This window comes from Luteibacter sp. PvP120, assembly GCF_054055715.1.
On sequence record NZ_JBSRXP010000001.1, the window covers coordinates 446,754 to 458,721 of the forward strand.

General features: G+C 67.1%; 11 protein-coding genes. 9 read left to right on the forward strand and 2 right to left on the reverse strand.

Annotated elements, in window-relative coordinates:
• The first annotated feature begins 2 nt into the window (after window positions 1–2).
• From ACVKN3_RS01615 to ACVKN3_RS01645, 7 genes are read left to right on the forward strand one after another with little or no spacing between them, the layout of a single operon-like run.
• Window positions 3–1,253, forward strand: a complete 1,251-nt coding sequence (locus tag ACVKN3_RS01615; protein ID WP_354512912.1) for a glycosyltransferase — start codon at window positions 3–5, stop codon at window positions 1,251–1,253.
• Window positions 1,250–2,674 carry an MOP flippase family protein gene (locus ACVKN3_RS01620; RefSeq protein ID WP_354512910.1) on the forward strand — a complete coding sequence of 475 codons (1,425 nt, stop codon included), beginning with the start codon at window positions 1,250–1,252 and terminating at the stop codon, window positions 2,672–2,674. Before ACVKN3_RS01615 ends, ACVKN3_RS01620 begins: the two co-directional genes overlap by 4 nt.
• The gene (locus tag ACVKN3_RS01625; protein ID WP_354512908.1) at window positions 2,671–3,555 is read left to right on the forward strand and encodes a glycosyltransferase family 2 protein; all 885 of its coding nucleotides are present in this window, start codon (window positions 2,671–2,673) and stop codon (window positions 3,553–3,555) included. The genes ACVKN3_RS01620 and ACVKN3_RS01625 overlap by 4 nt, the downstream gene beginning before the upstream one ends.
• A gap of 4 nt (window positions 3,556–3,559) precedes the next feature.
• Window positions 3,560–4,792, forward strand: a complete 1,233-nt coding sequence (locus ACVKN3_RS01630; protein ID WP_354512906.1) for an O-antigen ligase family protein — start codon at window positions 3,560–3,562, stop codon at window positions 4,790–4,792.
• Window positions 4,785–5,294 (forward strand): serine O-acetyltransferase, encoded by a 510-nt coding sequence (locus ACVKN3_RS01635; RefSeq protein WP_354512904.1) that lies wholly within the window; start codon window positions 4,785–4,787, stop codon window positions 5,292–5,294. The genes ACVKN3_RS01630 and ACVKN3_RS01635 overlap by 8 nt, the downstream gene beginning before the upstream one ends.
• The gene (locus ACVKN3_RS01640; RefSeq protein ID WP_285401811.1) at window positions 5,291–6,112 is read left to right on the forward strand and encodes a glycosyltransferase family 2 protein; all 822 of its coding nucleotides are present in this window, start codon (window positions 5,291–5,293) and stop codon (window positions 6,110–6,112) included. The genes ACVKN3_RS01635 and ACVKN3_RS01640 overlap by 4 nt, the downstream gene beginning before the upstream one ends.
• 13 nt (window positions 6,113–6,125) lie before the next feature.
• Complete coding sequence (locus ACVKN3_RS01645; RefSeq protein ID WP_354512902.1) at window positions 6,126–7,625, forward strand: right-handed parallel beta-helix repeat-containing protein; 1,500 nt, start codon at window positions 6,126–6,128, stop codon at window positions 7,623–7,625.
• Between the two features lie 4 nt (window positions 7,626–7,629).
• Here the strand turns inward: ACVKN3_RS01645 and galE are convergent, their stop codons facing one another.
• Together galE and ACVKN3_RS01655 are read right to left on the reverse strand one after the other, a co-directional pair.
• Window positions 7,630–8,610, reverse strand: coding sequence for a UDP-glucose 4-epimerase GalE (galE, locus tag ACVKN3_RS01650; RefSeq protein ID WP_354512900.1), 981 nt, complete (start codon window positions 8,608–8,610; stop codon window positions 7,630–7,632).
• A 79-nt stretch (window positions 8,611–8,689) separates the two neighbouring features.
• Window positions 8,690–10,135 (reverse strand): undecaprenyl-phosphate glucose phosphotransferase, encoded by a 1,446-nt coding sequence (locus tag ACVKN3_RS01655; RefSeq protein WP_354512898.1) that lies wholly within the window; start codon window positions 10,133–10,135, stop codon window positions 8,690–8,692.
• A gap of 374 nt (window positions 10,136–10,509) precedes the next feature.
• Here ACVKN3_RS01655 and ACVKN3_RS01660 point away from each other — a divergent pair, with 374 nt between their 5' ends.
• Together ACVKN3_RS01660 and ACVKN3_RS01665 are read left to right on the forward strand one after the other, a co-directional pair.
• Window positions 10,510–10,836 carry a hypothetical protein gene (locus ACVKN3_RS01660; protein WP_354512896.1) on the forward strand — a complete coding sequence of 109 codons (327 nt, stop codon included), beginning with the start codon at window positions 10,510–10,512 and terminating at the stop codon, window positions 10,834–10,836.
• Window positions 10,833–11,948: a polysaccharide biosynthesis/export family protein gene (locus ACVKN3_RS01665; protein ID WP_354512894.1), complete on the forward strand. Its 1,116-nt coding sequence runs from the start codon at window positions 10,833–10,835 to the stop codon at window positions 11,946–11,948. Before ACVKN3_RS01660 ends, ACVKN3_RS01665 begins: the two co-directional genes overlap by 4 nt.
• Window positions 11,949–11,968: the final 20 nt, after the last annotated feature.

An 11,968-nucleotide genomic window follows, 5' to 3' on the forward strand; every position in this document is an offset into this window, starting at 1 on the left:
GCATGCCGGTGCTGTTCGTCCTCGCCGAGTTTCCACGGTATTCGGAAACCTTCGTCATCGACCAGATCGTCGGCCTGCTGGACCGCGGGTTCGACGTACGTATCCTCGCGATCAGCCGGGGGCCGGCCCCCGTGCCCGGCGACATCGTGGACACGCGCGGCCTGATGGCACGGGCGACCTTCGTCTTCGATCACCCGGCCAGCGCGTCGGCCTCCTGGCAGGTGCTGTTGCGGCGGCTGCGCCGCGTGCTGCCCGGTCTGCCCAGCGCCCGCGTGCGGCGCGCGCTGTCCGTGCGCCGCTTCGGCCACGCGGCGAAGAGCCTGGTGCTGGCCGGTGCGGTACGCCGCCTGCCTACGCCTCTGCGGGCGCGGGCGATCGTCGCCCACTTCGGCCCGACTGGCGTGCTGGCCACGCACTTGCGCACGCTCGGTCTGATCGAAGGGCCGCTGTACACCGTCTTCCACGGCTTCGATCTGTCGCAGCACAGCGTGCTGGCGCGGCATGCGGCCGACTATCGCCACCTGTTCGCGCATGGTGAGCGGATGCTGCCGATCAGCCAGCGCTGGCGCGGCAAGCTGGAGGCTCTGGGTTGCGCGGCTGAAAAGATCCAGGTGCACCGGATGGGCGTGGACCTGGAGGGATTCCGTTACGCGCCGCCGGCGACGAACGGCGCGCCGGCCCCCGGACGCGAATTGCGCCTGCTGTGCGTGGCGCGCCTGGTCGAAAAGAAGGGCGTGCGCTACCTCTGCGAGGCCGTCGCCCAGCTGGTGCGGCGCGGTGTTCCCCTGCACCTGGACGTGATCGGCGACGGCCCGCTGCACACGACACTCCGGCGTTTCGTCGACGAGCAAGGCATGCAGGATGCCATCCATATCCTCGGCCGTCGCGACACGACCTATGTGCAGCAAGCCCTGCGTGGTGCCGATGTGTTTGCGCTGCCCAGCGTCACCGCGGCCGACGGCGACCAGGAAGGCATCCCCGTGTCGCTGATGGAGGCCATGGCCAGCGGCGTGCCGTGTCTTTCGACGGTGCACAGCGGCATCCCCGAATTGATCGAGGATGGCCGTTCCGGCTGGCTGGTGCCCGAGCGCGACGTCGATGCGCTGGCGGACGTGCTGGCGCGTATCCAGGCGGGCGACTTCGACCTGGCGGCCATCGCGCGCGAGGCCCGGCACACCGTGGAGACGCACTTCGACCAGCGCCGGCTGCACGACAGCCTTGCCGCGCAGCTGCACGCGCAGGCAGCCCGATGACCTCGGCACGACGCGATGCGCTGTGGACGGCCGGGTCCACCGTGGTGAGCGCGGGCAGCCAGCTGCTGCAGATCGCGGTACTCGCGCATCACGTCGACGCACACATGCTGGGCGCGCTGGCCATGGTCAACGTGGTCAACGCCATCGCCACGCTGCTGCAGGACATGGGCCTGAGCAGTTACCTGATCCACCGGCAGGACATCAGCCGCCCGCAGCGCACCTCGTTGTTCATGATCAGCGTGGGGCTGGGCCTGGCGTCGGCGGCGACGCTGTTCGCGATCTCGTACGCGGTGGCCTATTTCTACCGGTCCGACCTGCTGGGCGACCTGCTGCGCCTGTCGACGGTGAACTTCGTCCTGCTGGGCGTGGCGGCGCAGTACCAGGCCAGCCTGATCAAGGCGTTCCGCCTGCCCCGCCTGGCCCGCATCGAAGTGATCGGCCGGCTGTGCGGGCTGGCCACGCTGCTGGTGCTGGTGCTGGGCTTCCAGGCGTCCATCGAGGCCGCCGTGTACGCGATGATCGTGAACAGCCTGGTGCGCCTTGTCTGCTTCCTCGCCGTGTCCGAGCGCGAGTGGCATCCGGGCCGCACCTTCGACCGTGGCATCATGCGCGAGGCCCTTCGTTACGGCGCCTTCCAGCTCGGCTCACAGGTGATCAACCAGCTGCGCAGCCAGGCCGACCAGATCATCCTGGGCAAATTCCTCGGGCTGTCCTCGCTGGGCGTGTACTCGCTGGCCAAGGAACTGGTGCTGCAACCGACCAAGCTGATCATGCCCGTGGCCGGACGCCTGGCCCTGCCCCGGCTGGCCACGGTGCAGGACGATCCCGAGGCCCTGCGCCGCATCTTCCTCGTCGGATTGCGCGGCGTGGCGATCTTCAGCGCCGTGGTCTTCATCATGCTGGCGGTGTTCGCGCCGCCCGCCGTCTCGATCCTCTACGGCCATCGCTACGACGGCGTCGCGCGCCTGGTCCCGCTGATGCTGCTGTTCGGCATGCTGCGGCCGCTGGGCTCGCTGATCGGCGCCCTGAGCCAGAGCCGCGGCCGCTCGGACATCGAATTCGGCTGGAATGTGCGGATTTGCGGGATCACGCTGGCGGTGAGCGTGGCGGGCGCGGCATCCCGCTCGCTGGAAATCATGGCGATCGCCCTCGCCCTCAGCCAGGTGCTGTCCACGGTGCTTTCGTATTACTTCTTCTCGTCGAAGCTTATCCAGACCACGGCACGCGAGTTCTTCGACGCCTGGGTCATGGCCAGCGTCGTGCCCTACGCGTGCCTGATGCTGGCCGTCGCGGTGTATCCGGGCGACGGCTGGACAGCCAGCGCCGTGCGTTTCGCCTTCGCCGCGCCGGCACTCGCGTGGGTGATCTGGCACAGCCGCCATATCCTGATCCATCGACAGCTCCAGGCGGTACGCGCATGACCGACACCCTGCCGCTGGTGAGCGTATACATCCCCACGCGCAACCGCTCGGCCCTGCTGCGGCGCGCGGTGGATTCGGTGCTGGCGCAGAGCTACCCGCGGATCGAGATCCTGATCTGCGACGAGGCCTCCACCGACGACACCGCCGAGGTGGTGGACGCGTACGCGCAGCGCCACCCGGGGCGCTTCACCTACCTGCGCAACGACACGCCGCAGGGTGCCTGCCGTGCCCGCAACCGCTGCATCGAGCACGCCACCGGCACCTATGTGACCGGGCTGGACGACGACGACCTGTTCCATCCGCAGCGCATCGCGTGCCTGGTCGAGCTCTACCGCCGGCACGACGTATCATTCGTGTGCAGCCGGTTCCGCTATTTCCAGGACGAGGCGCAGATCGCCGCGTTGCGCGGCCGGCACTACGGCGTGGCCGAGCTGAACGCGACCGAGCGCCTGGCGCTGCCCGCCCTGCTCTACGCCAACCTGGCCGGCAACCAGGTGCTGACGGAACTGTCGCGGATGCGCGAGCTGGGCGGCTTCGACGAGGCCATGCCGTCCTGGCAGGACTACGACATGTGGATACGCCTGGCCGACCGCTTCGGCCCAGCCCTGCGCACGCGGGCCGTGCTGTCCTTCGTCGACGACGACCGCTCGCGGGCGCGCATACGCAACTCCAGCAAGCGCGCCGAAGGCAGCGAGCGCTTCCTGGCCAAGCATGCCCGGCTGATGAGCGCCGACCAGAAACGCAACCATCGCAACATCCAGTTCGTCATCGGCGGCCAGCGCGCACCGCTGCGCGAGATCGTGCGCAACCTGTCGCTGGGCGGCTACAAGTCCACGCTGAAGGTGTTGCTGCACAAGTTCTTCGGCCGGGCGATCGGCTGAGCGCATGGCCATCGCGATCCACAAGACCCGAGGTGCCGCCATCGTGCTGATGGCCATGCTGTTCGTGCAGATACCGCTTGGCCACAGCACCAGCAGCAAGTCGCACGTGAACGTCTACCACCTGCTGCTCCTGCTGATGCCGGTGCTTTACCTTCCCGCCGCGCGTTACCTGAAACTCAATCCGGCCACGGCCTTCATCGCCACCATGGCGGCCACCGCGCTGGCCGCCGGGGCCACCTACGGCGGCGGCCTGCGCTCCACGCTGATCGTGTTCGTGGCGGCATCGTATTTCCTTGGTGTCGTCTTCGGCCGCAAGCTGCAGGACGTGGAACTGCGCCGGATCTTCACCTGGATGCTGGGCTGCTGCCTCGCCTTCGTCATCCTGCGCGACCTGGTGTACGCGGGCAGCCTGGGCGCGGTCTACGCGCGCACCGAAGGCGCCTCCAGCATCCTGTACATGTCCACCGGCGGCCGCAACATCGAAGCCAGCCTGCTGGCCCTGCTTTCCCTGTTGCTGCTGGGCACCCGTGCCTACCCGATCGCCGCCGGCATCGCCTTGCTGACCAGCGGCATGATGCTGTCGCGCGCCGGGCTGGTCGGCACCGCGGTATCGATCGGCATCGCCTGTTTCCAGGCGCGCAAGTCCCGCCACTATTACTTCTTTACGTTTTTCGGCGTGGCCATGGCCGTGCTGCTGGTCGGGCTGGTGCTTTCGTCGGTGATCGACATCCCGGTGCTGGACCGCTTCAACCTCCAGGCCGAGACCCAGCTGGCCCACAAGAACGTCGGGCGCCTGGCCCTGTGGAACAGCGCGGGTACCGCCCTGGAGCACAACCTGCTCGGTTACGGGGTGGGCAACGGCGTGCCGGTGATGGAGCAACTGTCCGGGCTGACCTTCGTGGAGAACAACGTCCACAACATCTACCTGCAGTTCCTGCTCGAAGGTGGCGTGCAGTCGTTGCTGCTGTTCCTGGCCATGGCGGCGCAGATCCTGCTCACCCGTACCGAGGGCGCGCAGCGCAACATCAAGTTCTTCCTGCTGTGCTACCTCATGCTGGCCTGTATCGAGTTCAGCGGCTACGAGGCCTATTTCTGGTTTTTCGTGGGCATGTTCTACGCGCGTGCCGACCTGCGGCGCGCCGCGCAACGCACGGAAACGAAACGGCGCATGCAAGTGCGCGCCCAGCTCTCCGGCCGACCGACCGCCGATCCTTCCATGGACCCTTCCCATGCTTGACGCTTTCCGCGCCGACATACGCCGGCTCCGCTCGCTGCCCGGGTATCGCAGCCTGGCCTGGTGGATGCTGGACCAGTCGTTCTGGGTCATCCTGACCTACCGGCTGCTGGCCGGCGCGCGCGGCACGGCGTTGCATGCACCGCTGCGCGTGCTGGAGAAACTGGCCGAGTTCGTCTTCAAGTGCTACCTGCCGACCACCGCGACCATCGGTCCCGGGCTGGTGATCTACCACGCCTTCGGCATCATCGTGAACGGCAAGACCACCATCGGCGCCAACTGCACCCTCTACGCGCGGGTATGCATCGGCAACCGCTTTCCCGGCGACGGGGCGCCCGTGATCGGCGACAACGTGACCATCGGCACCGGCGCCTGCATCTTCGGCCCGGTGGTCATCCCCGACCATTTCGTGGTGAAGGCCAACGCGGTCATCACCCCGTCGTCGATGCGCGCAAGCGCCCCGGCTCCCGTTTCCACCCCGCCCCACGCTGGAGCACCGTCATGAGCGAGGCCGATGTGCGCCTGTCGATCGTCATCATCACCTGGAACGAAAAGGAGAACCTGCAACGCTGTCTGCTCTCGCTGATGGACAAGCTGGACTTCGAGCGCGACGAGGTGATCGTCGTGGACAACGGCTCACGCGACGGCAGCGCCGAATTCGTCGCGACGCTGCCGCAGGTGCGCTATTTCCCGCTGGACAGCAACTACGGCGTGGGCCCCGCGCGCAACCGCGGCCTGTTCCTGGCCCGCGGCCGGTATTGCATGACGCTGGACAACGACACCATCTTCCTGACCGCCGATCCCGGCAGCATCGTCGACGAGTTCTTCCAGACCCACCCCGACGCGGGCGTGGTGGGATTCGAACTGCTCAACGTCGACCGCACGCGCCAGGATTCCACCCGCCGGTTTCCCCGCTTCTTCCAGCCCATCGCCGCCCGCATTCCGGCCACGCGCAAGCTCGGCTTCGTCCAGCGCGAACTGGACCGCCACCTGATGGTGGATACCGCGTTCGACGATGCCGACGATCCGCTCGAGGTGGACTACGTGCTGGGCGCCAACCAGACCTTCACCAAAAAGGTGGCCGCCCTGCTGATGGGTTACGACGACCGGATCTTCTTCGGCCCGGAGGATGCGGAGTTCTGCGTGCGCACGCGCAAGCTGGGCCTGCGCAACTACTACTGCCGGCGCATTTCCGTCGTGCACGACTACAAGCGGCGCACGCGCAAGTTCTCGCGCCTCGCGCTGAAGCACCTGGCCGGCTTCGCCTACATGCTGCGGAAGCACGGCGGGGTCTATCGCTATACGCTCGACGAGCGGCGCTGAGGCGGGCATGACCATGGACCGTCGCACCTTTCTTCGCCGCTCGGCCTGGGTCGCCGGCGCCTGTGCCTTCCTGCCACTGCCGCCGCTGCGCGCGGCCACCTCGGGCCGCGTGTTCCATATCGACGGGATCGATGGCGACGACGGCCGGGACGGCTCGACGCCCGCACAGGCCTGGCGCAGCCTGCGACGGCTGAACCAGGCGCGTTTCGGGCCCGGCGACCGCATCCTGTTCCGTCGTGGCGGCGACTACCCCGGCGCCTTCCTGCCGAAGGGCTCCGGCCGCGCCGGCGCGCCGGTCACGGTGGACGCCTATGGCGATGGTGCCCTGCCCCATCTGCACGCCGACGGCGACAGCCCCTCCACGGTGCGGCTGCAGAACGTCGAATACTGGGAGCTGCGCCACCTGGAGATATCCAATACGGGTGCGCAGCCCGCACCACGCCGGACCGCCGTGCACCTGTTCCACCAGGATGCGGGCGTGGTGCACGGCATCGTGCTGGAAGGCCTGTACCTGCGTGACGTCAACGGCAGCCTGGTCAAGAAGGACGGCGGTGGCAGTGCCATCCTCGTGCAGGCGGGGGGCAAGCAGACCCCGACCCGCTACCAGGGTCTCACCATCGCGGGCAATCGCATCGAGCGCTGCGGTCGCGACGGCATTCTCTTCCTCGGCGCGGGCAGCCGCCGATCCGGCCTTGCCGCCGGCGTGGTGGTCAGGGGCAACCGCCTCCTCGGCGTGCCCGGCGACGCCATCCTGGTCAAGGGCTGCACCGGCGCGATCGTGGAGCGCAACACGGTCAGCCAGTGCGGCGCCCTGCCACGCGGTGAAGCCGCCGCCGGCATCTGGCCGTTCGACTGCGACGACACGCTGATCCAGTACAACGAGGTGAGCGACCACCGCGCCCATGCCGACGGCCAGGCGTACGACGCGGATTTCAACTGCCGCGGCACGGTCATCCAGTACAACTACAGCCACGACAACGTCGGCGGCATGGCGCTGGTGTGCAACGACGGGCGCAACGCCTCCGCCGTGGGCAACACGGGCACCGTCGTGCGCTTCAACGTCAGCATCAACGATGCACTGCGCGCCACGGACAGTGCCTCGCTGCGCATCTCCGGCCCCGTGGCCGGCAGCCGGATCTACAACAACATCATCATCATCCCGGACAAGCCCGTCGCCGAAGCGGAAGTCACCGTGTTCAAGGCCACGCGGTGGCAAGGCGTACCCGACGACACCGCCATCCACGACAACATCATCGTGGCGGCGCGGTCGCCGGGCATGGACATGGGCGTGGCCACCCAGACCCGGCTGGGCGACAACGCCGTCTATACCGATACGCCGCAGGATGCTGCGCCAGGGCGGATGCGTGCGCTCGCGGGTGACGCCGCCCTGCTGGCGCGGTTCCGCCGCTACCGTCCCACGCTGGACCAGGTCAACGCGCTGGTTCGCGAGTGCTTCGTCGATGGCAAGCCAGTAGCCGATGCGCTGGCGCGGATCGGTCGGCTGGCAGCCTAGGGAGCTACCCGAACGCCGGCTCGCTGTGCCAACGCCACGCGCTGGCCAGGATATCGTCCAGACCCACCACCCGCGGCTCCCAACCCAGTTCCGTACGGGCCAGCGTGCTGGAGGCGACCAGCGTGGCCGGGTCGCCCGCACGCCGTGGCGCGATGGTGTGCGGTACCGCCTTTCCTGTCACGCGTTCGGCGGCGGCGATCACCTCGCGCACGCTGAAGCCTTCGCCGTTGCCGAGGTTGAAGCGATGGGCACCGGGCTGCCCGGACAGGTAATCGATGGCCAGCAGGTGCGCCGAGGCCAGGTCGTTCACGTGCACGTAGTCGCGCACGCAGGTGCCGTCGCGGGTAGCGTAATCGTCGCCGAACACGTTCAAAGCCGCGCCCTGCCCCAGCACCGCCTTCAGCACGTTGGGGATCAGGTGGGTTTCCGGCTCGTGCGCCTCACCGATCGTGCCTTGCGGATCGGCGCCCGCGGCATTGAAGTAACGCAAGGCGACCGAGCGCAGCCCGTAGGCCTTGGCTGCGTCCGCCAGCACGTGCTCGATCATCAACTTGCTCCGCCCGTAGGGATTGATCGGTGCGGTCGGGTGCGACTCGTCGATGCGTTCGGCCTGCGGATGCCCGAACACCGCCGCCGTGGAGGAAAACACCAGCCGATCCACCTCTGCCTCGCGCATCGCGCCCAGAAGCACCAGCGTGTTGGCCACGTTGTTCCGGTAGTAGGCATAGGGTTCGCCGACGGATTCACCCACCAGCGACTTGGCGCAGAAGTGGATGACCGCGTCGAAGCGCTGGGTGGCGAACACGCGCGCCAGGCGTGCGGCATCGCCGATATCGCCATGGACGAAGGTGACCTCGCGCGGCACCGCCTGGCGGTGACCCGTGGATAGATCGTCGTAGACGACCGCCTCGTGTCCCTGGCCGGTGAGGTAGCGCACCATGTGCGAGCCGACATAGCCCGCCCCGCCGCAGATCAGGAGCTTCAAGCGATCATTCCGGCGGATTCGGGAGGCAAGCGGCACGACACGGGTCGGCGCGATGGATGGCAGGACGGATGCAGCGCGATCAACGCGATTCCTCCACGGCGGGAGCGACGGCCGGCAAGGCCGGCTTTCCCGGTGCCGAGGATGCGGGAGCGGCCTCGCTGTGCACGAAGCCCTTGAACAGGGTGAGGAAGATGATGCGCAGGTCGAAGGCCAGCGACCAGTGGTTGATGTAGTAAAGATCATGCTGGATACGCTTGACCAGATCGGTGTCGCCACGCCAGCCGTTGATCTGGGCCCAGCCGGTGATACCCGCCTTGACCATATGCTTGTGCATGTAGCCGGCGATCTCGCCCTTGAACTTCTCCACGAACATCGGCCGCTCGGGGCGCGGTCCCACAATGGACATGTCGCCGCGCAGTACGTTGAGGAACTGCGGCAGCTCGTCGAGGCTGGTCTGCCGGATGAAGCGGCCGAAGCGCGTCACCGTCTTGTTCTGTGCGCCGCCCCACTGCACGGCCTTGTTCTTCTCCATGTCCACGGGCATGGAACGGAACTTCATCATCTCGAATTCCTTGCCGTCCAGGCCGACGCGGCGCTGGCGATAAAGGACGGGACCGGGACTGGACAGCTTCACCCCCACGGCCAACGCGAGCATCAGCGGCGCGATCATCAGCAGGATGGTGCCGGCGATGACACGGTCCTCGATGTCCTTCAACAGCCATGCGTTGCCCAGCAGCGGGCTTTCCCGCAGCGTGACCAGTGGCACGCCGGCCACGTCTTCCATGCGGTGGTTGATGAGCTGGCGACCGAGCATGTCGGGAACGAATTTCACCGTCATGACGTGTTGTTCCATGCGGTCCAGCACGTAGTTGATGGCGCGGTTGGCGCCGACCGGCAGCGCCACCAGCACCTGGTCCCATTCGCGGCAGGCCAGCACCTCGTCCAGTTCCAGCAGCGAACCGGCCATCGGGATGTTCGCCGGGGCGCCGTTGTCGTAACTGGTGCGCACGTACGCGGTGATCTTCATGCCCAGCGCGGGATTGGCTTCGACCTGCTCGATCATATGGATGCCCGAGTCAGTCGCGCCGATCAGCAGGCAACGGCTGATACCCACCCCACGCTCGTGCAGGCGGGTGGTTGCGCGGTAAGCGACGAGGCGAACCAGTGCCATGAACGCGAGACCGAGCACGAAGGCCAGCGATACCCAGCCGCGCGAATACAACTCGCTCACCTTCAGCAGGTAGCCCAATGCAAGCAGCACGGCGAACGCCATGGACCACGATGCTGCAATGCGCCAATACTGGCCGATGGGACGCTGCCCGATAGGCTGCTCATAGACACGGAACACGGCGGATGCCGTCAGCGTGGACAACAGGAGGATGACGAGGGCCACCGAATACAGGCTGGTCATCGCCAGCGTGCCGAAGCGCAGGTAGTAGGCAAGGAAACTGGCCGACACGGCGCAGACGGGATCGCTTACGCGAAGTTCGAGATCCACTAACGCGTTGAATTTGGACAGTTGCATGACAGGTACCCTATTTCGACGCGATGATCGCCGGTTCATCGGCGTGCCCAGGTACGTGCCCCCCGTGGGATCGCGTTGCCCCTCCAGGGACACGTAGCGGCCCAACACGTGACGGTCGGCCCACGACATTCCCGTGGGGCCGCCAACTCAACACTTCGCAGTGTGTGTGTAACGATGACCCCATGCTGCACCGCCAGAATTTTGACGGCAATGCAAGATCATGCGATTTGCGGGTCGTGTCACAAAAAGAATTTTCGATAACGCACGTTCAGCCGATTACCTTGCACTTCCTTGCGAGTTGGCAGTGAATAACCCTGCCTACGCGATGCATGCATTCATACATGCATCGCTTCACATCACCGGAGATGACGACCATGAGACGTCTGCTGTTTGCCAGCGCGATACTTGCCGTCGCGATTCCTGCCTGGGCCCAGAGCCAACGCACCGACCGACCGCCGGCCAACCCACCGAACGCACGGCCCGCCGACACCACGCCACCGCGGGTCGCGCGCCCCGATGAAGCGCGCGAGGCATCGCGCGGCGCAATCGCACCGACGCGCGTCGGGCCCGGCACCGCCGCCATGGGCGCCGTCACCGGCGCTGCCGCGAACAACACCAGCGGCACCGGCAACGACGGCACGGGCGGCACGGGTGGCACCGGGGGGACCGGCGGCTCGGGTGGCACGGGCGGCACGCGTTGAGGCTGCGGCTTGCGCTGGGTACCGCGGGATGCTGCCTGTTGCTCAATGGCTGCATCCTCGCGCCCGGCCAGCACATGAAGACCGGCGAACTGAACGACAAGCAGAGCGCCACGGGTAGCCGGTACCAACTGGTGCCCATTACACCCAAGCTCATCGCGATGGATCGTGCCACGGCCAGCGCGCCTGCCATCGATCCCACCCTCACGTCCTACCAGCCCGATGCCTATCGCATCGGGCCCGGCGATTCGCTCTACATCACGGTGTGGGAACACCCCGAGCTCACCTCGCCAGCAGGCTCGCAGCAGCAGACCGGCGCCAACGGCCGCATGGTGCGGCCGGATGGCACGCTGTTCTATCCGTACGTCGGCTTGCTGAAAGCCTCCGGGCTGACCGTCGAGGAGCTGCGTCAGGCGATCACCGATCGCCTGACGAAATACGTGGAGAAGCCGCAGGTCGATATCAGCATCATCGCGTACGCCAGCCAGCGGGTGACGCTCGGTGGCGCGTTCGTGCGCACCGACCCGCAGAACATCACCGTGACGCCGCTGACCCTCGCGCAAGCGGTGGGCAGCGCCGGCGTCAATGCGCAACTGGCCGACCTGTCCGACGTGGTGCTTCGCCGCGACGACCACGAATACCACATCGACCTGGACGCGCTGTCGCGCTCGCGCGAGGGCGGCAAGGAGGTGTACCTGAAGGGCGGCGACAGTATCTACCTGCCCTATAACGACCGCCACGAGGCCTACGTGATCGGCGAGGTGCTGCGGCCCCAGGCCATCTCGTTCAAGACCAGCGACCTCACGCTCACGCAGGCACTGGGCCGGTCGGGCGGACTCAACCAGAGCAGCGCCAACGGACGATCGGTGTACGTCATCCGCGGCGTGGAAGACATGGAAAAAGCCCCCGCGACCATCTACCAGCTGGACAACAGCTCGCCCGCGGCCTTCGCCGTGGCGGCGCAGTTCTCGGTCAAACCGGGCGACGTCATCTTCGTCGGACCGGCCGGCATCACCCGCTGGAACCGCTTCATCAGCCAGCTGCTTCCGCTGTCCGGCCTGGTCAGCAACGCGGCGAGCGCGACATACAACCTGGACCGGGCCAGCCAGCTCTGACACTGCCCGCTCCGCTCCAT

Coding starts and splice junctions, on each gene's coding strand:
- ACVKN3_RS01615 (WP_354512912.1), top strand. CDS start 3: ATGCCGGTGCTGTTCGTCCTCGCCGAGTTTCCACGGTATTCGGAAACC.
- ACVKN3_RS01645 (WP_354512902.1), top strand. CDS start 6,126: ATGGACCGTCGCACCTTTCTTCGCCGCTCGGCCTGGGTCGCCGGCGCC.
- ACVKN3_RS01630 (WP_354512906.1), top strand. CDS start 3,560: ATGGCCATCGCGATCCACAAGACCCGAGGTGCCGCCATCGTGCTGATG.
- ACVKN3_RS01640 (WP_285401811.1), top strand. CDS start 5,291: ATGAGCGAGGCCGATGTGCGCCTGTCGATCGTCATCATCACCTGGAAC.
- ACVKN3_RS01625 (WP_354512908.1), top strand. CDS start 2,671: ATGACCGACACCCTGCCGCTGGTGAGCGTATACATCCCCACGCGCAAC.
- ACVKN3_RS01655 (WP_354512898.1), bottom strand. CDS start 10,135: ATGCAACTGTCCAAATTCAACGCGTTAGTGGATCTCGAACTTCGCGTA.
- ACVKN3_RS01620 (WP_354512910.1), top strand. CDS start 1,250: ATGACCTCGGCACGACGCGATGCGCTGTGGACGGCCGGGTCCACCGTG.
- ACVKN3_RS01635 (WP_354512904.1), top strand. CDS start 4,785: ATGCTTGACGCTTTCCGCGCCGACATACGCCGGCTCCGCTCGCTGCCC.
- ACVKN3_RS01660 (WP_354512896.1), top strand. CDS start 10,510: ATGAGACGTCTGCTGTTTGCCAGCGCGATACTTGCCGTCGCGATTCCT.